This is a genomic window from Acinetobacter sp. 1542444 (assembly GCF_000581835.1).
Taxonomy (GTDB): Bacteria; Pseudomonadota; Gammaproteobacteria; order Pseudomonadales; family Moraxellaceae; genus Acinetobacter; species Acinetobacter pittii.
This window is the reverse complement of record NZ_JEYA01000002.1, coordinates 641,677-665,376: the sequence shown is the minus strand read 5'-3', so window position 1 is coordinate 665,376 and position 23,700 is coordinate 641,677. Positions and strand designations below refer to the sequence as shown.

General features: G+C 40.0%; 21 protein-coding genes. 11 read left to right on the top strand and 10 right to left on the bottom strand.

What is annotated here, in order from left to right:
- Positions 1-82 precede the first annotated feature (82 nt).
- A complete protein-coding gene (locus J580_RS12050) occupies positions 83-742 on the bottom strand; it encodes a VOC family protein (RefSeq protein ID WP_032004330.1) in 660 nt (219 codons plus the stop codon).
- A 14-nt stretch (positions 743-756) separates the two neighbouring features.
- Positions 757-1,305: a TetR/AcrR family transcriptional regulator gene (locus J580_RS12045; RefSeq protein WP_032004329.1), complete on the bottom strand. Its 549-nt coding sequence runs from the start codon at positions 1,303-1,305 to the stop codon at positions 757-759.
- A gap of 97 nt (positions 1,306-1,402) precedes the next feature.
- On the opposite strand from J580_RS12045, the gene J580_RS12040 reads away from it, so the two are divergent.
- Positions 1,403-1,936 carry an HPP family protein gene (locus tag J580_RS12040; RefSeq protein WP_032004328.1) on the top strand — a complete coding sequence of 178 codons (534 nt, stop codon included), beginning with the start codon at positions 1,403-1,405 and terminating at the stop codon, positions 1,934-1,936.
- A 78-nt stretch (positions 1,937-2,014) separates the two neighbouring features.
- On the opposite strand, the gene tcuB is transcribed toward J580_RS12040, so the two are convergent.
- The 6 genes from tcuB to J580_RS12010 form a co-directional block, all read right to left on the bottom strand.
- Entirely contained in the window at positions 2,015-3,148 is a 1,134-nt protein-coding gene (gene tcuB / locus J580_RS12035) for a tricarballylate utilization 4Fe-4S protein TcuB (RefSeq protein ID WP_032004326.1), read from the bottom strand.
- A complete protein-coding gene (tcuA, locus tag J580_RS12030) occupies positions 3,138-4,544 on the bottom strand; it encodes an FAD-dependent tricarballylate dehydrogenase TcuA (protein ID WP_032004325.1) in 1,407 nt (468 codons plus the stop codon). The genes tcuB and tcuA overlap by 11 nt, the downstream gene beginning before the upstream one ends.
- Positions 4,545-4,647: 103 nt before the next feature.
- Positions 4,648-5,577: a LysR family transcriptional regulator gene (locus tag J580_RS12025; protein WP_032004323.1), complete on the bottom strand. Its 930-nt coding sequence runs from the start codon at positions 5,575-5,577 to the stop codon at positions 4,648-4,650.
- Between the two features lie 132 nt (positions 5,578-5,709).
- Entirely contained in the window at positions 5,710-6,504 is a 795-nt protein-coding gene (locus J580_RS12020) for a substrate-binding domain-containing protein (RefSeq protein WP_032004322.1), read from the bottom strand.
- Between the two features lie 91 nt (positions 6,505-6,595).
- The gene (locus J580_RS12015; RefSeq protein ID WP_032004321.1) at positions 6,596-7,906 is read right to left on the bottom strand and encodes an MFS transporter; all 1,311 of its coding nucleotides are present in this window, start codon (positions 7,904-7,906) and stop codon (positions 6,596-6,598) included.
- A 277-nt stretch (positions 7,907-8,183) separates the two neighbouring features.
- On the bottom strand, positions 8,184-9,113 hold the full coding sequence (locus J580_RS12010) for a LysR family transcriptional regulator (RefSeq protein WP_005071169.1): 930 nt from the start codon (positions 9,111-9,113) through the stop codon (positions 8,184-8,186).
- A gap of 793 nt (positions 9,114-9,906) precedes the next feature.
- Between J580_RS12010 and J580_RS12005 the strand changes: the two genes are divergently transcribed.
- The 6 genes from J580_RS12005 to J580_RS11980 all read left to right on the top strand — a co-directional run bounded on the left by J580_RS12005 (position 9,907) and on the right by J580_RS11980 (position 17,016).
- Positions 9,907-10,959, top strand: coding sequence for a Bug family tripartite tricarboxylate transporter substrate binding protein (locus J580_RS12005; protein WP_032004320.1), 1,053 nt, complete (start codon positions 9,907-9,909; stop codon positions 10,957-10,959).
- Between the two features lie 54 nt (positions 10,960-11,013).
- The gene (locus J580_RS12000; RefSeq protein WP_081403621.1) at positions 11,014-11,460 is read left to right on the top strand and encodes a tripartite tricarboxylate transporter TctB family protein; all 447 of its coding nucleotides are present in this window, start codon (positions 11,014-11,016) and stop codon (positions 11,458-11,460) included.
- A 12-nt stretch (positions 11,461-11,472) separates the two neighbouring features.
- Positions 11,473-12,972 (top strand): tripartite tricarboxylate transporter permease, encoded by a 1,500-nt coding sequence (locus J580_RS11995; protein WP_000382837.1) that lies wholly within the window; start codon positions 11,473-11,475, stop codon positions 12,970-12,972.
- A 49-nt stretch (positions 12,973-13,021) separates the two neighbouring features.
- Entirely contained in the window at positions 13,022-14,068 is a 1,047-nt protein-coding gene (locus tag J580_RS11990; protein WP_032004318.1) for an AbrB family transcriptional regulator, read from the top strand.
- A 161-nt stretch (positions 14,069-14,229) separates the two neighbouring features.
- Positions 14,230-15,615, top strand: coding sequence for an outer membrane protein transport protein (locus J580_RS11985; protein WP_032004317.1), 1,386 nt, complete (start codon positions 14,230-14,232; stop codon positions 15,613-15,615).
- Between the two features lie 33 nt (positions 15,616-15,648).
- On the top strand, positions 15,649-17,016 hold the full coding sequence (locus J580_RS11980; RefSeq protein WP_032004316.1) for an amidohydrolase: 1,368 nt from the start codon (positions 15,649-15,651) through the stop codon (positions 17,014-17,016).
- 58 nt (positions 17,017-17,074) lie between these two features.
- On the opposite strand, the gene J580_RS11975 is transcribed toward J580_RS11980, so the two are convergent.
- The gene (locus J580_RS11975; RefSeq protein ID WP_032004315.1) at positions 17,075-18,082 is read right to left on the bottom strand and encodes an AraC family transcriptional regulator; all 1,008 of its coding nucleotides are present in this window, start codon (positions 18,080-18,082) and stop codon (positions 17,075-17,077) included.
- 215 nt (positions 18,083-18,297) lie between these two features.
- On the opposite strand from J580_RS11975, the gene J580_RS11970 reads away from it, so the two are divergent.
- Complete coding sequence (locus J580_RS11970; RefSeq protein ID WP_081403636.1) at positions 18,298-19,323, top strand: fatty acid desaturase; 1,026 nt, start codon at positions 18,298-18,300, stop codon at positions 19,321-19,323.
- Between the two features lie 101 nt (positions 19,324-19,424).
- Here J580_RS11970 and J580_RS11965 read toward each other — a convergent pair whose 3' ends face one another.
- Positions 19,425-20,033 carry a LysE family translocator gene (locus tag J580_RS11965; RefSeq protein ID WP_032004313.1) on the bottom strand — a complete coding sequence of 203 codons (609 nt, stop codon included), beginning with the start codon at positions 20,031-20,033 and terminating at the stop codon, positions 19,425-19,427.
- Between the two features lie 255 nt (positions 20,034-20,288).
- Here J580_RS11965 and J580_RS11960 point away from each other — a divergent pair, with 255 nt between their 5' ends.
- The 3 genes from J580_RS11960 (at position 20,289) to J580_RS11950 (ending at position 23,581) form a co-directional block, all read left to right on the top strand.
- Positions 20,289-21,161 (top strand): LysR family transcriptional regulator, encoded by an 873-nt coding sequence (locus J580_RS11960; RefSeq protein WP_032004311.1) that lies wholly within the window; start codon positions 20,289-20,291, stop codon positions 21,159-21,161.
- Between the two features lie 368 nt (positions 21,162-21,529).
- A complete protein-coding gene (locus tag J580_RS11955) occupies positions 21,530-22,516 on the top strand; it encodes a DUF1852 domain-containing protein (protein WP_000031350.1) in 987 nt (328 codons plus the stop codon).
- A gap of 21 nt (positions 22,517-22,537) precedes the next feature.
- Positions 22,538-23,581 (top strand): methionine synthase, encoded by a 1,044-nt coding sequence (locus J580_RS11950; protein ID WP_032004310.1) that lies wholly within the window; start codon positions 22,538-22,540, stop codon positions 23,579-23,581.
- Positions 23,582-23,700: the final 119 nt, after the last annotated feature.

The following is a 23,700-nucleotide window of genomic DNA, read 5'->3' as shown; positions in this document are numbered from 1 at the left end:
ATTGCTGTTTTTAATGTGATTCAATTTAAATGAAAACTGTGATTTGCAATAAATCACAGTTTTTTATTAGAAAATAAGCGTTTTAATATTTAAAAATAAGCGGCAGCTCTGGTCTGAAATCATGAATCATTCCTTGAGGTTTATGATCAAAACTAATTTCCATTAAATGCTCCGGTCCATCGGTGACTTCAAAATTATCAAGTGTATTGAACAGTAATGAAGTAGGATGCTGCTTAAGGTTTGGAATAGAAACCTTAATCGCGGTGATTTCTGATAAATCTTTGCTATGCACAAGTGGTTGTTGTTTGTCTTTTACAGCAAGGTCTGGTCGTGAAGCAAATGAAAGGAAGAACCACATCGGTTCAGATACAACAGCATCTTTGGCAACATTTACTTCTAAGCTGGCTGGTAAATAGCTTGGTTTGTAAACCCAATTAGGAAATTTTACGCCGTTATCATCTTTATTTTTAGGTCTAAAGCAAATTCCAAAAGGGGATGCGATATTATCTTGAGCACTGAGTCGTTCAAAGAGCAGGGTGGGTTTGGTGAGATCGCTTGAGGCTTCTTCTGGATTATTTAAAAAGATTAATTCGATAAAGCTATTTTTAAAGAAAAATCGTCTGTTTTCGGTACCTTGACCCGGATGCTTATTGGATGAACCTTCTGTGAGACCGAATTTTTTTAAAGTTTCAGCTTCGGGAGCGCCTGATTGTACACAAATAAAAATATGGTCCACTTCCATTTTAAGTTCTCATGCTAATGTTTATGAATATTAAATAATTGATTAATAGAGTTTTTCATGTTTGTCGCAAGTGTTTCATCGAAACCATCGACTAAAAAGCGGCTAATCAGCCCTTCAATTACCGTATAGATTAGCTCAGATAAAGCTTTACCATTGGGTATATTGCAGTTTTGTGCAATCAATACTTTAATCCATTGTTTATGGGCTTTAGAAATAGAAATAATGTCTTGATCATCTTGGTTAGATTCAGCGACAGCTCTTACAAATAAACAGCCCTTAAAAAAATCTTGTCTAAACCAGTTAGTGTGCCAATCCAGAATTTTATTGATGGCCTCTAACCCTGTTGCATCTCCCACATAGCCCAAAAGGCTTTGCTTGAATCGCTCATCACGTGCAACGAGCACAGACTTAACCAATTGATTTTTATTTTTATAGTACGTGTACATGGTGGTTTTAGAGCAGCCAGATTCATCGCGAATCAGGTCAACGCCAACCCCGACAAAACTATTTTCATTAAATAACTTCTCGGCTGTATCTAATATTTTTAAGGCAGATTTTGACATGTGTCTTTTCCAAAAAATAAAATAGTACAGATCTGTACTATTTGAAATTTTATCTATATGCTTTTTAAAAAGCAATGTCTGTTTAAGGAATAAAACCATGTTCTCGATCTTTTATGGCAAAGAAAAACTGGCTCCGTCGCCCACTAAAGTTGATGTCTTAAGAAGCCTTGTTGGGGGGACGCTCAGTATTTTTATACTTCTGTGGTTGAGTAAGCTCACACATAATATCTTTATCATGGCGCCGTTTGGTGCAACCTGTGTATTGCTCTATACCGTGTCGCAATCACCTTTGGCACAGCCGAGAAATATTATATTTGGACATCTTATTTCGGCTTTTGTAGGTTTGTTTTTTCTAAAATTTGTCGGCGTTTCCATTTTTACAATTGCTTTTTCCGTGGGCTGTGCCATTGCGCTCATGCAGGTTTTTAAATGCATTCATCCACCTGCTGGAGCTAATCCTTTGGTTATTTTACTCACTGCAAGCAGCATACATTACGAGTGGAGTTTCTTAATTTTCCCTGTTTTGGTTGGCGCAGTGTCTTTGGTTTTGGTGGCGATGCTCATTAATAATATTAAAGCGAGTACCAAGTGGCCGATGTATGGCTTAGGAATTTTAAATAGTAAAAAGTAGGTGAGGTATGAAATATTTTGAGCTTAAAAATAATAAAAGTATTCACTATGCCAAGATAGTGAATACTTTTGAATGAAATTATGACTTCTTCGAAATACGCTCTTCGATAGCAAATTTGAGTAAAGAAGCACTGCGGTAAAAACCATGTGCGAACTTTCCAAATGGCATGGTAATAAAGAAAGTCATGACAGTGGCTAAATGGAAAATCAGTAAAAGTGCCATGTAAGGGGTATTGCGAAATGCCATAAGTGCTAGCCCTGAAGCACTAACGATAAGTAGAAGGAAAATAAAGCCTCGATCTACAGGTTTTTGCTCACGGTCACCATGCAACGGATGACGTTTAAGATTTAAATAGAGTAAGCCAGTAGGCCCGACAACTAAGCCAATTCCACCTAAAGTGCCTAAAATCACAGGCAAGCTTAGGTAAGGATAAGGTGCATGTAGGTCAAGAAAATAATGATATAAAGTCGCTACACCCGTAGCTGCGAAGCAGAGCATAAAGCCATAAAAAGTTAGGTGATGGAACACACGGCGGATTTGTGTGTAACGGTCATCTTGCTCATTACAGCCTTTACCATGACCGCCATCTAAATATTTAAGTGTTAATACGTTTTGGGTGGCTTGAACTAGGTCTGGTTTCTCAACTTTGCCATGAATGACTTTTGAGGTTTGTCGCCAGAATTTGCTAATTCCAATGCCGAGTAAAACAATTGCAACTGTAAAGGTCGCTCCAAACAATAGAGCTAAAAAGTTATGCGGGAAAATCGCATAGAAATTACCTTGATAGCCTGCAAACAGGTCGGTGCCTTTGTACCACACCACAGCTAACATGCAAAAAAAGAAAATAAGTGTTAAAGCCGAAACAAAAGGAATACCTACAGACTTATACAGTCGACCTAAAGGCTGAGGGGTCGCAAACTCTTGGTAAGTTTCTAAACGTACTTGCGCCATCGCTTTTGGAATGTTTACGCCAAACTCATGCGGTGGGGCATATTGGCAAGCGTGTAAACAAGCACCACAGTTATGGCAGAGGTTTGCGAGGTAATGAATATCGGCTTGGTTAAACTCAAGGCGTTTGGTCATGGCCGCAAATACAGCGCAAAATGACTCACAGTAGCGACAAGCATTACAAATCTGTAGGGCTCTTTGGACTTCTTGCTCATGGTCAGAGAGCTGAACAACTGGTATTAGGGCTTTGCTATTAGCATTCATGTTCAACTCCTTGTGAAAGTGCATAGTGGGCAGCATTTTTTCCGGCAATTCGCCCAAATGTCGTTCCGATCGACATACCAACGCCTGCGGTATAACCCTGACCAAGTACGTTACCTGCCATCATTTCACCTGCGACAAACAGGTTGCGGCTTGACTTATTGTTAAAACGCACAGCAGCATCGTCTTTGACTTTTAAACCTAAATAGGTAAAGGTAATGCCGGGTTTAAGGGCATAGGCATAGAAAGGTGGCTGATCGAGAGGAACGGCCCAATGGGTTTTGTTGGGAACAATATTTTCGGTGGTGCAGTTATCTAAAACGGTATGGTTAAAGGTGCCTTGCACACAGGCTTGATTAAATTCTTCTACGGTATGGCATAAGGTTTTGGCATCTAGCCCGATTTTTTCGGCCAGTTCTTGAATGCTATTTGCTTTTACGCCAGCAAATACAGGTGGCATAAAACGACCAATGGCTTTTGAATCAATAATCGAATAAGCAATTTGCTGGGGTTGTTTAGCAACAAGGCGGCCCCAAATCGCATAACGTTTTGGCCAGAAGTCTTCGCCTTCATCGTAAAAACGTTCGGCTTTGTTATTGACCACAATTCCCAATGAAACACAGTCAATACGAGTACAAATACCGCCGTCATATAATGGTGCGCGTGCATCTACGGCGACACAGTGCGATTGTGATGGGTCACCAATAATATCGGCGCCTTGATCTATCATAAATTTAAGCAAGTTGCCTTGATTAAAGCGGGTTCCACGAATAATGAAATTATCGGCAGGCCATTCGCCGTTTTCATTTTGTCCCCATGCTTCTCTTAACCATTCAAGATTTGACTCAAAACCACCTGCGGCCAATACACAGCTTTTTGCTTTAAACACACGTCCATCTTCAGCAATTGCAGCTTCAAAATGTCCTTGATTCAACTTTAGATCTTTAATTTTTGTGTTGTATAAAATCTCAATACCAAGTTCTTGGGCACTACGGTAGTACGCATTAATGAGGGCTTTACCGCCACCCATAAAGAAGGCATTGGTACGTGCAACATGCAAAGCACCCGATAGTGGCGGCTGAAAATTCACACCATGTTTACGCATCCAGTCGCGGCAAGTCGCCGTGCTACGAATGACCAGACGGGCTAAATGTTCATTGGTTTTGCCCGCAGTCACTTTAAGTAGATCTTGCCAATATTCTTCTTCAGGATAGGCATCGACCAATACGTCTTGAGGAGCATCATGCATGCAGCGAAGGTTACGAGTGTGTTGTGAGTTACCACCACGCCATTCTTTAGGCGCTGCTTCTATGACAAGCACAGAAGCGCCGCTTTCTTTTGCCGTGAGCGCGGCACACAGTGCGGCATTCCCACCACCAATTACAATCACATCATACATGGATTTCTCCCTTTCTCAGCTAAGGCTAATGTAGCTTTAAAAGGGATGATGAAGTGAGAGGCTAAGCTTGAATGGGTGTTTAGTAAAAATAAACACTAATGGCTTAAGTGTTTATGAGTTCCGCACCGGGCCAGCGCTTTTCATTAATCAAGTTTGCTACACAGGCACGAATCACCACCTTCGTGGCTAAGGTGGCAGGCGAGAGTTCTTCTTCAGAGAGGCTAATTAAATAGTTAATGCGTTCAATTGCAGGTTCTACAATGCGCAGTAAACATAAGTCTTGCCGCGAGTTTAACGATGCACCCGCAGGTTGGATGGTTGCCATTTCAAGTTGGTTAATGCTTTCCATTAACAAATGCAGCCCATCAATTTCATAGGCCACTTTAAGCTGATGAATTTTCTGTTCGAGTAATAAACGCAGTCCATGTCGTTGACTTGGTAAAATCAGAGGGAGTTCTTTAAGCTGTGAATGATTAATGGTCTGAGTGTCTATACAGTTTTCAAGATGGTAATGACTCAGTACTTCTTTAGGCGAGATTAAAAACATCTGTTCTTTGACTAAAGGCTGTATAGCCCACTGTGGGTCAACATCATCACTAAAGATGATGGCAACATCGAGTTGCCTTGCATTAACTAAAGCTTTTAAGTCACCCGATAAGCCCTCGATTAAACGGACTTTAATGTCGGGGTAACGGTTTCTCATGAGTTTTAAAAAGTGTGTGCCAATAACTGCTGCAACACTCGGTGAAAAACCGACGGTGACGTGGCCACTTAAACGTGAAGAATGCGCAGAGTCTACGGCATGGTCTAGGTGTCTAAGTGCCAGTTGTACTTGTTGAAAAAAAGCTAAGCCCGCAGGGGTGGGAACCGTACCCAAAGCGGTACGTTGTAAAAGGCGAATAGAAAGCTCGCTTTCTAATTTAGAGATTTGCTGGCTTAATGCAGAAGTTCCAATATCGAGATTTTTTGCAGCTTTACCCAAGCTTCCTGACTCGATCACTGCAATAAAATACTTTAATTGTTTAAGTTCCACGGCAAATACTACATTAACCTTTATGGATTAATTCTACACTGGTTTATCGCTATAGATTTTGTTCTATTGCTTTGAGTAAACCACTAAAAGAGAAAAGGCAACATCACCTCAAGACGTTGCCTTTTAGAGCTTTTATTCTTTAACCTGCTCAAGACCCTGTTCTTCAATAATTTGTGTTGCTTGTGGCGATTTCACAAATTTAATTAACTCTTTTGCGACTTTTGCATGTTCCGAGTTTTTACCAATGCCTGCCGCAAATACCGTCACTTTTTGATAAGGTGCAGGAATTGGGCCGACTAATTCAACTTGACCATATTTGCCAGTAAAAGGTTTGATTTCACTAATTTGCTGGAAACCAACATCAAACTGGCCTTCAGCGATACGTTTTGCAACGCGGTCGCCTACCACTTTTTCTGCCTTACTCGAAATTACTTTGTACTCGACAGGCGGGAAGCTTGGGAAAACATCTTTTTCAAGATGCGTACCGCTCGCACTTGCTGAATAGCCGATATGCTTGGCATTTAATAAAACTTTTTCAAATTTTTCTGCAGAACTGATATCTGGTTTTGGTGCACCTTTAGGCACAGCCATGCCAATGCTTGAATTCACTAATGCACTTTGTGAATTTGGGTCTACATAACCCTTTTCTGCGAGCTTGTTGAGTTCAGGAGCAGCCAAGACCACCACATCAAAACGTTCACCACGGTCAAGACGGTTTGGAATTGCAGTCGGTGATGCACCCATTGATGATCCAGACGAGAGATGCACGGTATGGCCTGTTTGTTTTTCAAATAATGGAATGAGTTTTTCCATAGATGAATAAAAACCACCTGAGCTAATTACTTCGATTGTATCTGCGTTAGCAAGAGTTGAGCCTAAGCTAGCACCAGCTAGGCAAATGGTCATGAAGATAGGGGACTTTTTCATAGTATCTCGCTTTAATGACAGGAGAACACAGTACGGAGATTTAAGATCTGCCGTACTGTTCATTAAAATTTCAGGTTAAGTAGTTGTTGTTTTAAGCGCTAATTTTTGCAGGTTCAGCAATCGTGTCAGTATTTTTCTGTTTAGAACCGCGGCATAGATACAAGCTTGAAATGAGGCTACAGACCGCAGCGAGCATAAGCCAGAAAGCAGGGGTACTTGGGTTACCTGTGTTTTCGACAAGGAAGGTACAAGCCATTGGGGTCATACCACCAAAAATAGCGGCTGCAAGGCTGAACGCTAAAGAGAAACCAACTGTACGCACACGTTTCGGCATCACTTCTGCAAGCGTTGCGACCATGGTTCCGTTGTACATACCAAAGAAGAATGAGAAGTAAGCAAGCGTAATTAGAAGGTTAGAGAAACTAATGTTGCTCACTAACCAACTTAAAACCGGATAACTTGTAAAGAGAGCAAGTGTGGTAATACCGACTAGTACTGGACGGCGACCAATTTTGTCTGAAAGCAAACCACCCATTGGTAACCAGAAGAAATTAGACAAACCAACAAACACTGTTGCTAAAAGGCTGTCTGTTACTGACATTTCTAAAGTGCGTTTTGCATATACTGTGGTGTAAACCGTAATGAAATAGAACGTGGTTGTGGTCATGGCACTCATCATCATACCTGCAAGTACGATGCGCCAGTTGCTTGCCAGTGTGCTGAAAATTTCTTTTGTTGAAGGATGAGTCTTTTGCGATTTAAAGTCTTCAGTTTCCTCTAAAGTACGACGGAACAAGAAGATTAACGGAATAATCAAACAACCGATTAAGAACGGAATACGCCAGCCCCATTCACCCACTTGAGCCGTAGTTAAGATGGTGTTGAGCCAATAGCCAAGTAATGCGGCAAATACAACAGCAACTTGTTGGCTGCCAGACTGCCAGCTTGTGATAAATCCGCGATTTTTATCCGTTGCAATCTCTGCGAGATAAATAGAAACACCGCCAGATTCAACACCTGCCGAGAAGCCTTGTAATAGACGTCCAATCACCACCAAAATCGGCGCAATAATACCTATGGTTTCATAACCCGGTACAAAGGTAATTAAGATGGTTCCGATGGCCATAAGACTTAAAGTAACAATAAGACCTTTGCGTCGACCAACTCTGTCGACATAAGCGCCCAAGAAAATAGCGCCGAGAGGACGCATAAGAAAACCCGCAGCAAATACGGTAAATGTCATCATTAAAGAGACATATTCATTTTCAGAGTGGAAAAATTTTGCCGCGATATAAGTGGCATAGAAACCAAAAAGAAAAAAGTCGTACTGCTCTAAAAAGTTGCCACTCGTTACATTTAATATTTTTTTAAAAGTAGCCCTACGGTTATTCACGACATCCATTGGAGACCTCCTTGGCCTGACAAAATGGAAACATTCACGATTTTCGAGGCTGGACCTAAATTGATTCAATCAATAAATCTAAAGAGCAAATGGGTTAGAGATGAGATTTAGCGAGGTCCTTTGCAGAAAATGTGATGCCTTGTTTCCAGTTCAAACTACACATCTATATTTCGATAAGCGGAAAACCACTTATCATTCGGACGAAAATGTAATCTCAAAAAGCAGGAGGGAGTGAGAGGGCAAAATTAATTAGGTATTTAATAAAATTAATGACTCTTTATAAAATAATTTCAGAACATGGCCAAATCTGGTTTTGAATCAAATCTTTCACACATGCCTTAATGGCTGACTTTGCGGCAAGTGCGGCAGGTGATAATTCTTCTTCGGCAAGGCTTACCAAGTAATTGATTCGTTCAACTTCAGGGTCTACTAACTTGAGTAATTGAAGCTTATGTTTGTACTCTTGCAGACAAGCGCTACCTGGGCGGACACTGGCAAGGTCGAGGTGAATTAGACTGTCCATAAGTAAGTGTAGGCCATCAATTTCATAGACGACATTAAGCTGACCAATCTTGTGCTCAAGCAACTTTCTTAAACTATGGCGCTGGCGTGGTAATACTAAAGGAAGGTCTCCAATTTGTTGAGACTGAATCACACCACTTTTGATGCAATCGGCAAGACCATATTCTTCTAGAACTTCCTTTCGTGCCATTAAATACATTTGCTCGCGTACCAAGGGTTGAATCGACCACTGTTTATCAATTTCATTGGTAAAAATAATCGCGATATCGAGCTGACGCGAGTTAATAGATTGAATTAGATTCCCCGATAGCGTTTCCACAATCTCTAAACGAATGTCTGGGTAACGTTCAGACATTAGCTTCATTAAAGGGATGCCAATCAAAGCAGTAATCGTCGGTGGAAAGCCAAGGCTGACATGTCCAGACAGTCGTGCAGAATGAGCAGCATCTACCGCGAAGTTCACTTGACGTAAAATAAGTTGAGAATGTTTTAAAAAGGCGAGACCTGCTGGAGTAGGGGTTACACCAAAGGCATTACGCTGTAATAGGCGAATGCTTAGCTCTTGTTCTAATTTACTAATTTGCTGGCTAATAGCAGAAGCACCCACATCGAGTTTTTGGGCGGCTTTACCAATACTACCTGCTTCAACCACAGTCAAAAAATACTTTATTTGTTTGATTTCCATAATAAATGTGTTCGCTCATCATCCTTGATTTAATTTGTACAGATATGAAGGATTGGGAAATCTATCATGTGCTTTAATATTAACAGCAATCCATAAAAAAGATCTTTAATTTGATATTCTAAAAACAATAAAAACGATCTTTTTCAACTTTAATATTAAAATTTCTCCTCTAACTTTTATTTATTATTACGATAAATTTACCCTTAAATTTTCAGTCTTTCACATTCCCTATTCTTAGAGTTTTAACCTATTTAATTTTACTAATGCCCCCTTTAATTTATTGGTATCACGATGTTTTCTTGATCTGTGCTTTAATCTTTTCAAATGAAAAAAAGGAGCACATTAAATGCATGATGCATTAGAAAATATGATGGATTTTCAAATTATGAAGAAGAGTAACTGATTAAATAACTATTGGAAAAATATATGAGTATTTAGCTCATTTGATCAGAAGGGAAAATTGGGTAAATAGGTTTATTTATTTAAATATTAACGTTACCCATAGCATGGATATGCAAAAGACAACTCAATAGATTACGTTTTTACTATCTTGTTGTTATTCATCAGTATTATTTAACCGTAGCATTTTTAGATATTTCTGCAAAGGTTTTAATTCTCATTATAGATCTGGTGATTGTCCTAACTTTCCCTCTCCTTAGCTATTTCTTTCAGTCGATTGATTCGTAATTTTTATAGTAACGCTGCATTACAGAAGTTTGCTGTGAAAAGCGCATTTCAAACATAAGACCAAAACTAAAAACCGATAAGCATGATCGTGCCAAGGAGGTCGATTATGGAGATTAGTAAAAATCAAAATATGAATAGAGCAAAACGTTATAAGGATGTATGTAACATGAAAAATTTAACTTTACTCGCATTAACATGCGTCAGTGTGACAATGGCTGGGTGTGGTTCAGGAAATGCTTCTAAAGAGGCGGGGCAGCCAAAACGTCCGGAATGTATAGCCCCAGCTAAGCCGGGTGGCGGGTTTGATATGACCTGTAAATTGATTCAATCTGGCTTTAAACAAACAGACCAGCTCAAAGATCCAATACGCGTAACCTATATGCCGGGTGGGGTAGGTGCCGTAGCCTATAACAAAATCGTAAACAGTGATCCTGCGAATAATAATGCCGTGGTTGCATTTTCCACTGGTTCACTCTTGAACTTAGCACAAGGAAAATTCGGACACTTCACTGAAAAAGATGTGAAATGGTTGTCTGGGGTCGCCGTCGATTATGGTTTGGTTTCGGTACATAAAGACTCACCATTGAAAAACCTCGATGACTTGATGAAAGCACTCAGAGAAAACCCAAAAGCACTCAGCTTTGGTGGTGCTGGAAGTGTGGGCGGTCAAGACTGGATGCAAACAGCAATGTTGGCAAAAAAAGCAGGTATTAGTCCTGCCGATTTAAGATTTGTTGCACTTGAAGGCGGTGGGGAAGTGCTGACTTCATTATTGGGACAGCATATTCAAGTTGGGGTCGGTAATATTAGTGAAGTCAGTTCATACCTAGAGTCTGGTGATATTCGGGTATTGGCAGTTTTTGCTAACAAGCGTTTAGATGGGAAGTTCTCAAAATTACCTACTGCAAAAGAGCAAGGTTATGACATTGAGTGGCCAGTCATACGTGGTTTCTATATGGGGCCAAAGGTCAGTGATGAAGCTTATGGTTGGTGGAAAAATGCCTTCGATAAAATGATGGCTAACCAGAAATTTGACGCAGTCCGTGAAAATCAGGATCTACTCCCATTTCAGCTGACAGGTGAAGAACTCAAAGCTTATGTTTATAAACAGACCGCGGAAATGCGGCAGTTATCGCAAGAATATAAATTATCACAATAACAAATCGGCTGGGTTGAGAAGCTATTTTTCAGCTCAGTTTTTTTCTGAGGATAGATGATGAAATCTGAACGGATTCTTACCGCCATTATTACGGTTTGTGGGTTATTTTTGTTGATTTATGCGAGCAATTTTGAAGCCCCAATTTCCTACGATCCAGTGGGCCCTAAAGCTTTTCCTATTTTATTAATGGGCTTAATTACAGCGAGTGCAGCGTATCTCACTATTCGACCAGCCATTATGTTTGAACCTGTGGAATTGGAATGGACAAAAAAATTAGTCGTTAAGTTAACGTTATGTGCGGTGGCTTTAACGTTGTATGCATTAGTTTTTGAATGGCTCGGCTTTATTGTTGCAACCCTGTTGATGACCATTGCAGTGGGCAAACTTTTCCATGGCAAAACCATACCGGTTTTGGTGACAGGTTTGGTACTGAGCATGAGTACCTACTATATGTTTGACCGTTTCTTGGATGTGCCATTACCACTTGGATTTTTTGGTTAAGGATGACCCGATATGGATGTATTAAGTTTTTTAATGATGGGGTTTGAGGTTGCCTTGCAGCCGCAGAATCTTTTAATTGCTTTGATTGGCGCATTTATTGGAACGATTGTTGGCTTATTACCGGGTTTAGGTCCAATTAATGGTGTGGCAATTTTATTGCCGTTTGCTTACGCTTTGGGTTTACCCGTAGATAGTGCCTTGATTTTATTGGCAGCAGTTTATTTGGGCTGTGAATATGGCGGACGGATTTCAGCGATTCTGTTAAACGTACCCGGAGATGCTGGAGCTATTATGACCACGTTAGATGGTTATCCATTGGCACAGCAAGGTAAGGCAGGAATTGCATTGTCTTTGTCATCGGTCAGTTCCTTTGTTGGGAGTACGGTCGCCTTTATTGGGATTGTGTTGTTTGCTCCTATATTGGCGAAATGGGCAATTGCGTTTGGTCCCGCTGAATATTTTGCTCTGATGGTTTTTGCCATTGTTTGTTTAACTGGTCTGGTCAGTACGCAGCCTTTTAAAACTTTAATTATGGCACTCATGGGCCTAGCACTTTCAACTGTGGGAATGGATGCAATTACAGGTGTATATCGCTTTACCTTTAACAGTGTGGGTTTAAGTGACGGAATTGCATTCACAACTTTGGTTATTGGCCTATTTAGTGTAAGCGAAATCCTATTAATGCTCGAACGTACGACAATTGGTCAAGTTGCTTTAAAACAAGGAAAGCGTTCTCTTTTTAATCTTAAAGAGTTCTTTTTCTCGTTGGTTGCTATTATCCGCAGTTCAGTGATTGGTTTCTTCTTGGGTATTCTTCCAGGAGCTGGCGCAACCGTTGCAAGTGCGATGGCCTATACCACTGAACGAAAAATGGCAAAAGATAGTAGCAAGTTTGGTAAAGGTGATTTACGTGGACTTGCTGCACCAGAAAGTGCGAATAACGCAGCCGCTTGTGGTTCATTTGTGCCCATGTTGACACTAGGTGTGCCGGGCTCGGGGACGACTGCGGTCATGATGGGCGCATTGCTTATGTACAACATTGCACCAGGTCCGCAGTTATTTGTTCAGCAACCTGTATTGGTGTGGTCGCTGATTGCATCGCTTATGGTGGGTAATATCATTCTGTTGGTATTAAACTTGCCATTGGTAGGCTTCTTTGCCCGCATGCTGAGTATTCCTAATTACATTCTGATTCCGATCATCGCAAGTGTGAGTTTTGTTGGTGTGTATGCTATTCATAGCAATATCTTTGACTTGCTGTTATGTATGGGCTTAGGTGTATGTGGATATATTCTCAGAAAATTTGATTTTCCCTTAGCTCCACTGATTCTTGGTTTTGTACTTGGCGAATTAATGGAATCGAATCTGCGCCGTGCACTCTCAATTTCTCAAGGGGAACTTGATGTCTTATGGAGCAGTAACATTAGTATAGGACTTTGGATCATGTCAGGATTATTATTGATCTTGCCAATCGTTCGTAAATACTTGTTTATCAAAAAGCAACAAGCTTAAAAGGACAGCAATAATAGTCAGCATTAGTTGGCTATTATTGCTCTGAATTATGGAAAAAATAAGCTCAAATCTCACAGGATTAGCAATTGCTCTGGTCGGAGCTTTAATTGCCAAATATTTGCATATTCCCTTACCTTGGTTGCTTGGACCTCTATTGACGGCTTTATTGTTCGGTAGTGTTGGTCATCCACTTGCCTGTGATCCCCAGTGGCGACGCATAGGGCAGGTCATTATTGGTATGGCTTTAGGCCTATACTTTTCACCAGCTTTGGTACAGGCAGTGGCAGCATATTGGGGCTTTATCCTCATAGGTTTGGCATGGTCACTTGTGTTGGGTACGTTGCTAGCTGGATTGCAATATCGAGTTAATGCCTTGGATTGGGCAACTGCATGGTTTTCTTCTGCAATTGGTAGCGCCAGTGAAATGGTGAATATTGCAGAGCGACACCAAGCTCAAGTCGATAAAGTCGTTGCTGCCCATAGTTTGAGAATTGTGATTTTGGTTGTGCTGGTTCCAATTTTTATGGAGCTTTATTTTCATGTCGAATGGACTGGTTTAAAGATACCAGTGTCGGATCAATTTAGCTTTTTTCAGGTTGTATTGCTGTTTTGTCTAGCTCTGTTTGTGGGTAAGGTTTTTCAATTTTTTAATCTTTTGAATGCTTGGATTTTGGGGCCACTCGCCATTATTGGGTTCTTGTCATTTTGTGGAATACTTCAGATGAAATTACCTGAATGGTTTACTGCCTTTGGTCAAGTCTGTATTGGTTGGTCACTAGGTAGCAAATTTCCATTTAGCTTTTTAAGAAAAAATAAAAAATTTATTGGAATCACACTGATATTCAATTTACTGGCTTTAGTGTTATCGATCAGCGTTGCTTTATTACTGGTTAATTTAAGTCATACAGAAAAACAAATCTTGATTTTAGGCCTTTCACCCGGAGGCATCGCAGAAATGTCACTGATGGCTAAAGCTCTCGGACTCGCAGTACCCATCGTTGTTTCCTTTCAACTCTCAAGATTAATTTTTGTAATTCTCACTACACGCTTTTTTTATCAATACAGTCTGCAATTGTTTTTTAAATCTAAAAAGTAAGCCCTTTTTTAACATAAAAACTTTGTTGTGCTTACCGCTACACAAACCATAACTTTTCAATATGGCATCTACGGTCAACTCATTGGCGTTTGGAGCTAAGCAGAAGCATTCAAATCTACATAAAGTGAGGAATCAAAATAAAAAATATCCAGGATGGATCCATGAGTTTTGTTGTGAATAAAAAAATATTGATCTTAGGAATAACTTCAATTTGCACAAGCACCTTACATGCGGCTGCATTTGATAAAACAGGGCAGTCTGTAGCGGCATTTTTACAACCGGGTAACTATTTTGAAGCAAGTTTAGGAATCACAGATGCCGATTTAAGTGGTGTAGAGTCGGGCACAAACCCGTCACATCATTCAATTTCAGATATAGCCAACACCGATTATCGACCTACCGCAGCGTTAAAATTACAGTTAGCACCGCAGTATTCATTTGGCTTGCTTTACGATCAACCATTTGGTGCCGACACACAATATTCAGGCCTAAATGGCTTTGTTGCCACGCCAAAAGACACGGTTATGTTACCCGGCATTACAACAGCAGGACTTGCCAATGCTACTTCTGGTCAGGCTCCTACAGGAAATGCAAAATCAGAATTTGATATACAAAATTTAAGCTTTATTTTGGGGTATCAACCCACAAAAAACTGGAATCTTTATGCGGGGCCAGTCTATCAAACCTTTAAAAGTCAGGTTGAATTAAGAGGTAATGTATTTAGTCTTTACAACGGCTATGACTTTCACACCAAAACTGTAGGTGACTTGGGATGGTTAGCAGGGCTTGCCTACCAGATTCCGGAAAAAGCTGTGAAAGTCTCATTAACCTACCGTTCAGCCATTACTCACAAGCTAAACGCGACTGAAAATGCCCCACTCATTGATATGTTAAGCACTCAACAAGGTCGTGATCTAGTTAATCAGCATTTAGACTACATGATTTCTATTGGCCAGATGACTTTACAAAAGAAAGCTTACTTAAATCAGATTATTGCTAATTTGCCAGAACAAGAAGATACAGGTACAACAAAATTTAAATCTCCAGACTCAGTGAATTTGGAGTTCCAGACTGGACTTCGTCAGGGAACGTTACTGTTTGGTAGTTTACGCTGGGTAAATTGGAGTGATCTTGCTTTGCAACCTTATCGCTTCGGTGAGATCTCAAAAGTTGTTGGCGGACTATCAACGCCAAGCCGTCCGGAAGGTTTTAATTTGGTTCGTTATTATGATGACCAATGGTCTTTAAATTTGGGGGTTGGACAACGCTTTTCACCTAAATGGTTAGGTTCTGTGTCGGTTGGATGGGACTCGGGAGCAGGTGATAAAGTGTCAACGGGTGGCCCAACCAAGGGATATTACAACTTGGGCGTGGGTGCTCAATATAGCCCGACATCGCAATACTTTATTTCTGGTGGTATTAAATATTTTTGGTTAGGCGATGCAAAAGCTCAGCTTGGCGCACAGGCGGGTAGTGACTATTATGTAGGTGAGTTTAAGGATAACCACTCAGTCAGCTATGGCTTAAAAATTGGATATAAATTTTAAAATTAAATCAGACATTTATAAGGTTTTAATTACATGAATAAAATGATCAAAAACGGTATATTTTTAGGTTTGTCGACTTTCATGGCAGGTTATGGAACTCTCCTTCATGCGGAAGCAAGTCCAACAACTTTACCGGCGGTTTCGCAAAAAGCGTTAACCATTATTGATAGGCAAACAGAGTGGTTAAATAAGGTCTATAAAGACATTCATGAACACCCTGAACTTGGGTTTATGGAAACGCGTACTTCAGCAATTGTTGCCAAAGAACTTAAGTCACTGGGTTTTGACGTTAAAACGGGAATAGCCAAAACAGGCGTAGTCGGCATTTTAAAAAATGGTGAAGGGCCAACAGTCATGTACCGTGCCGATATGGATGCCAACACTGTTGAAGAAGCGACTGGTTTACCATACGCGAGTAAAGTGCGTGTAAAACTTGATGATGGAACTGAAACACCTGTAGCACATATGTGCGGTCATGATGCACATGTGACATGGATGCTCAGCATGGCAAAAACATTAGTCGCTTTAAAAAAGGAATGGAGCGGAACTATTATTTTAGTCGCGCAACCTGCCGAAGAGCCGATCACAGGTGCAAAAGCTATGGTGACCGATGGCTTATGGACAAAATATAACTTGCCAAAACCTGATTATTTCTTTGCAGTGCATACCACACCTGCACCTGTAGGCGTAGTCATCAATGCACCGGGGCCACGTATGGCGGGAACCGATCAGCTTGATGTTTTATTTAAAGGTGTGGGTGGGCATGGTTCACTACCAATGCTCACCAAAAACCCGATTAGTATGGCGGCCAATGCAGTAAATCAATATCAAACCATTATGGGTAATGCAGTTGATCCGCAACAAGCGGCAGTATTATCGATAGGTTCAATTCAGGCTGGAAACTCGAATAACGTGATTCCTTCTACTGCGTTGGTCAAAATGAACTTGCGCTGGTTTGATCCTAAAGTGCGTGAAACCATGTTAAATAATATTAAGTCTATGAGTGAAGGCGCGTCTCAAATGCAGGGGATGGGTAAAGACCAAATGCCGACCTTCACTTTTAAAGGTTCAAGCACACCAGTAATTAACAATAAAGAATTTTCGGCACGTTTAAATGGGCCTTTAAAAGCACTATTGGGCGATAAACATGTTCTGACTGAGTATCCTGCGGTTATGGGGTCAGAAGATGTTCACCATTTATTAGGCGACCAAAAAGACATTCCTTTTAACTTTATGTTTATTGGTGTGGCAGACCCAGTTGTGTTTGCAAATGCAGTCAAGCAAGGCAAACCTGTGCCTTATATTCCACATAGTCCAAACTACATTGTTGATTTAAAAGCTTTACCAGTGGGAGCCAAAGTCACTACAGTTTCGATGCTAGAACTACTTACTAAAAAGTAAGTTACTCATAAAAAAAGATGCACTCACATGCATCTTTTTTGCCTAGGTTTTTTAAAAGTTAAGAGCAAGCCAGATATTTTTCTCGATAATGGATAGGTGACAAATCGGTCCAGCGGCGAAACGCACGGGTAAAACTACTTACATCGGTGAAGCCCAGAATATAAGCAATCTCAGTAATATTATGGTTTGAGTTTTTAATATACGATAAGGCGAGTTCATGCCGAGTCTGATCGAGTAATTCACTATAAGAGGTGTTTTCGGCAGAAAGTTTGCGTTGCAGACTCCGTATGCTTAAGCCCAGACTTTTCGCAACGTCTTGTTGTTGGAAATCACCTGTAGATAATTTTTCGATTAATTTTACTTTCACACGTGCCAATATATTTTCTTTATCGAACCGTGCCAGATAGCGATTAATAATTTCATCATATTCTTGGGTGAGAGTCGGATTTGCACCTTCGAGTGGTTGTTCTATGGTTGCCGTATCAAACACAATCATGTCTTTGGCTGCATTAAAAACAATCGGAGCTTTTAAAATACTCTGGAATGTTTCTAAATCTTCAGGTTCTGAACGTCTAAGTTCAATGCGTAAGGGTGAAAAAACAGAGCCTTGTAAGGCACGACTCGAGCGAATAAAAACGGAAATAAATGCATCTATTGACTCGGGCTGAACTTCGTCGGGAACATGAATAACGAAATAATGGTTACTTCCTTGCCCATAAAACTCTAGCTCTGGAATATCCGTAACCACACGAAAATAACGAATAATTTTTAGAAACATCTCTTTTAGGGTGGTGCTAGTAATCAGTGAATGCCCTAACACATGAAAAGTATTTTGATTGACTTGGCTGGCAACTTTAAGGCCAAAACATGAATCTTGAGTTTTCTGAACTGCTAATTTCCATAAATTTGCTGTTTGTTTTAATGAATATCGTGCATCAGGATTACTCAGAGCCTGAATATCTAAACCTGCTTGTTCTAATAAAGGTTGACTATCAACACCGGCTTTTTCAAGCGCTTTTTGAATCGCTTTCACCCAGCTAGCCAGTGCCGTTGCTGTCTGTGGCATGTTATGTCCTATAACTTGTGATTCATATTCCTGTAAACAGTATAAAAGATTCAAAACTAAAAAATCTTTTGTTTATTTTGAATCTTTTTATTTTGGCATCCATAGCCAATAAATTGGCGTTTCGAGCTAAGCACACTTAGGGTGATCTAAATAAAGTAGGGGCATGAAAAACTGAGGAATAACGGATGACCTATATTTATAAAAATCCTGCCGGAATGACCGATAGCGAAAAAACCGAACATATTAAAAAAGTAGTAACAGCAGAAGGCGTGGCTTTACGCAAACGCCACCCTATTTTGCACCATCAAAATGCCATTGGGGCGATGATTCTATTTATATCTTTGGTCGGCATGATAGCGACTGCCGTGCTCTATATAAATCATCAACTTTCAGCTTGGTTTGCAATTCCAATTATTGCTTTTTTTGCATCGCTCACCCATGAGTTAGAGCATGACCTGATTCACTGGATGTATTTTAGAAAGAAACCATGGGCACATCATTTAATGATGGGCTTAGTCTGGTTAGCTCGACCAAGTACCATTAACCCGTGGAAACGTCGTGAGCTGCATTTTAACCATCATAAAAATTCAGGCACCGAAGTCGATTTAGAAGAAAGAGCTTTAACCAACGGAGAGCAGTGGAGCATACGTCGACTCATCGCGATTGGTGATAATGGCTTGGCGGTCTTATTCCGTATTATTTCTGCAAGCAATTGGGCGGTTAGAAAAGTAATTTTTAAACGTGCATTTATGGCTTATTTTCCGTTAGGAATTATTCATTGGTCGCTGTGGTATATCTTTTTAGGTTTTCATGCAGTAGATGCCGTTTCAAGTTGGGCAAATGCACCGATTGCTTGGTCGGCTACCACTTTAAATATTATGCATGTGGTTAATATTTTGACTGTTGTTTGGGTTGCACCGAATGTGCTGCGTACTTTCTGCTTGCACTTTGTGACTAGTAATATGCATTACTACGGTGACGTTGAATTGGGTAATGTCATTCAACAAACTCAAGTATTAACGCCGTGGTGGATGACTCCGTTCCAATTGTTTTGCTTTAACTTTGGTTCAACACATGCCATCCATCATTTTGTGGTGAAAGAACCATTCTACATTCGCCAAATGACCGCGCCAGTTGCCCATAAAGTCATGCGTGATATGGGAGTACGGTTTAACGATGTCGGAACTTTTAAAAGAGCAAATCGTTGGAACGTAAATGATTTATCTGAATCGAAGAGTTAAAGAATAGCTATCTATCTTACTCAAATGGACTGAGTTCTGTACAAAGCGCTTAGTCCATTAACCATAACTTCACTATAGAGTTTCTTAAAAATTAAATAGCTCTACTGAAACTTAGTAAAAAGCAGAATTACACCTAATACACATAAAATTGAGCCAATGACCCTATTAATCTGTACTTGCTTGGCTAACATTTTCTGTCTCAGTAGCATGGATGAAAACAGCACAGCGACCAGTGAAAACCATACAAAATGGGCAAATGACATAAAAAAGCCATAAGCCAAAAGAATGGTTTTAGGCGTGGTTAAACTCACAATTTGCGTATAGGTGCTAATCACAAATAGCGTGGTTTTTGGGTTGAGGGCGTTGGTAAAAAAGCCGTACTTTATGGCTTTCAAAGTACCTATAGAATTTAAAGCAGCAGCGTCTAAAACTGGTTTTTGAGTAAAAGTTTTATAGCCAATATAGATCAGATAAAGTGCGCCAATATACTTAACAATATTCAAAATTTGTGGCGTATAAGTCATCACGAAGGCAACGGCAACTAACGTATAGGTTACATGTACCAATACGCCAAGCGATATTCCAAGTGAAGTGAACACACCTATTTTTCTGCCGTACAGATAACTATTTTTCGTAACGATCGCGAAGTCAGCGCCGGGGCTAACCACCGCCAAAATCGTAATGAGAATAACTGCAATAAACTCTGCCATTATCTTGCACCCTCACTGAAAATGAGGCGATTAATCTGTACTTTTTGGAATGTATTTGAGAGGAGAACTGTTTTACTTAAAGCTGTTATTCTTTCCGTGAGAAAGATTGGGGCTTTACATTTATGAAGATAGGTATAGATATTCAATATGCTTTTCATCATCTAAAATGGGGTTTAATAAAGATGATTTTTATTTTGAACAGAAATCTAAAAATAAAAATCGATAAAAACGACTACACATTTATGAGTTTTTGGAATGATTGAAAGAATATCGCTGAATTCACTAAAATTTTTCTACTTTGTGGCGAAATATGGCAGCGTCACTTTAGCTGCAAAGAAATTATTTGTGACGCAAAGTGCGGTCAGTAAACAAATTTATAATTTAGAAGAAGCTTTAAATACGACTTTATTCGAACGAAAAAACAAAACACTTGTGATGACGGAGCAGGGCGAAATTTTATTGAGTTGTTGCCATCAAGTTTTTGGTCAACTCGATGAATGTTTAATAGAACTCAGCCAGCCTAAAACTCACAACAAGCAATTGGTTTTGTCGTGCGAACCGACTCTTTCCATGAAATGGCTCATACCGCGGTTATCAAAATTTAAAAAACTTGGTCATGATTTTGAAGTGGTATTACTCACAGCAGGCGGCGTGGTCGATTTTGAAAAAGATAATATTGATATCGCGATTCGCCGAAATGACTTTGATTGGGGAGAGCATCTTTATAGCGAAAAGATTGCCGATGAATATATCGCTCTAGTCCAAGCAACCAAGCCATCGGAAACAAACGACTTACTCATTTCGACCTCTAGACCGAATTTTTTCAAAAGCATGAGTCGCATTGCTGAATTAAAGCAAAGTTTAAAAGACTACGCTAAAGTTGAACTCGAACATTTTTATCTATGTTTAGAAGGTTGTTTGGCTGGACTCGGCGCAACGGTCATCTCAATTTATATGATTGAAAAAGAGCTTGAGTGGAACTTACTGAAAAAAATTTCACCTGTTGTGCAAGATAATTCAGCCTATTTTTTACTTTCTCATAGTGCTTTTGAGGAAGATTCACGCAAAACCATATTTTTAGAATGGCTAAAAGCAGAGATGAATGAAAGTCAGCACACATTACTTTAGGTTGATTCTTTTTAACTTAAATTTTTTCTATTAAGTATTTGAAAATAATAATTAATATTTAAAATTATTAAAGTGCCGTGTGAGCGGCGTATCTTGAATTTCTGTTGTCTAAAATTCCCGAAGATGAAAAAAATTTAACTTCATACTTATTTATTAAACCCTAAACATGAATTTCACTCAGTTTTGAATGAGACTAAATCATTTTTATTCATGTTCTGATTGCGGTATAAATCTATTCATGCTCTGAAGCGCTCCAGTAATTCACTTTGATAAGACCATAAGGCACAAATCTGACAAGTCTGGAAAGTTTAAAAAGAGCAAAAAGTTTTTATTTAGGTTTTATCTCAGAAATTAGGGTACTGATCACAATGAGTAAAGAATTTACATTTACGATTAAGAGTATTTGTTTCGATGAGAACTATCGTCCAGCAGACAATACACGTATTACAACCAACTTTGCTAACTTGGCAAGAGGGATGAGTCGCGAAGAGAATTTGCGCAATACATTGCAGATGATCGACAATCGTTTCAATGCCTTAGCTCATTGGGACAACCCTAAAGGTGACCGCTATGGTGTTGAACTTGAAATCATTTCAGTTGAAATGAACATTGATGCCGAAAACCGTACCAGCGGGCTTCCTCTCATCGAAATATTGAAAACCAATATTGTTGATAAGAAAACTAATGAGCGCATCGAAGGTATTGTGGGCAACAACTTCTCGTCTTATGTACGTGACTATGACTTTAGTGTGCTGTTGTTAGATCACAACAAAAACAAGTCGACTTTTAGCACGCCAGAAAAGTTTGGTGAATTGCACGGTAACTTGTTTAAGAGCTTTATTAACTCTGAAACTTACAAAGCCAACTTTAAAAAGGCGCCTGTGATTTGCCTAAGCGTTTCGACGACTAAAGAGTACCACCGTACTGAAAACGAACATCCAGTTTTAGGTGTTGAATACAAGCAAGAAGACTATTCACTCACTGATGAATATTTCCAAAAAATGGGCTTAAAAGTTCGCTACTTCATGCCGCCAAATAGCGTTGCGCCGTTAGCGTTCTATTTTACAGGCGATTTGTTGAGTGATTACACCAATCTTGAGTTGATTAGTACCATTAGTACGATGGAAACATTCCAAAAGATTTACCGTCCTGAAATTTACAACGCAAATTCAGTGGCTGGAAAATCTTATCAACCAAGCTTGAAACACGAAGATTATTCACTTACTCGAATTGTGTATGACCGTGAAGAACGTAGCCGTCTGGCTATTGAGCAGGGGAAGTTTGTTGAAGAGCAATTTATCAAACCATACCAAGCGATTCTTGAGCAGTGGTCTGCTAATTACGCTCCTAATTAATCAACATACGGGTCATTGATCATGAAAAAATTATTACCGACTTCAACTGCTGGCAGCTTACCAAAACCGTCTTGGCTTGCAGAACCTGAAAAGCTTTGGTCTCCTTGGAAACTTGAAAACGAAGGCTTAGCCGAAGGTAAAAAAGACGCGTTACGTTTGGCGTTGCACGAACAACAACTTGCTGGCATCGATATTGTGAGCGATGGCGAACAAACCCGCCAACACTTTGTGACCACGTTTATTGAACACTTAAATGGCGTAGATTTTGAGAAGCGCGAAACCGTTCGTATTCGTGATCGTTACGATGCAAGCGTACCGTCTGTAGTAGGTGCGGTGTCTCGTCAAAAGCCTGTGTTTGTTGAAGATGCGAAGTTTTTACGTCAGCAAACCAATCAGCCAATTAAATGGGCGCTACCTGGCCCAATGACTATGATTGATACACTTTACGATGGTCACTACAAGAGCCGTGAAAAACTTGCTTGGGAATTTGCCAAAATCTTGAACCAAGAAGCGCGTGAGCTAGAAGCTGCTGGTGTAGACATCATTCAGTTTGACGAACCTGCATTTAACGTATTCTTTGACGAAGTAAATGACTGGGGTATCGCGACTTTAGAGCGCGCAATTGAAGGTCTAAAATGTGAAACTGCGGTCCACATTTGCTACGGTTACGGCATTAAAGCCAACACTGACTGGAAAAAGACTTTAGGTTCAGAATGGCGCCAGTACGAAGAAGCTTTTCCGAAACTTCAAACTTCTAACATTGATATCATCTCGTTAGAATGTCACAACTCACATGTGCCTATCGATTTACTAGAACTCATTCGTGGTAAAAAAGTGATGGTCGGCGCAATTGATGTTGCATCTAACCAGATCGAAACACCAGAAGAAGTAGCCAATACACTACGTAAGGCACTTCAGTTTGTAGACTCTGACAAGCTTTACCCTTGCACAAACTGCGGCATGGCGCCTCTTTCTCGTGAAGTGGCACGTGGCAAGTTAAATGCTTTAAGTGCAGGTGCAGAAATCGTTCGCCGAGAACTGACTGGTTATGATCTTACTGCTTAATATTTACTAATAAGTGGTATAAAGGGTTACTTTTTGATGGCAGTTGATAATCAAACAAGTAACCCTCATTTTACTTACTACATGTCGCTCTAATCTGATCGCATGTCGATAGTACCTTC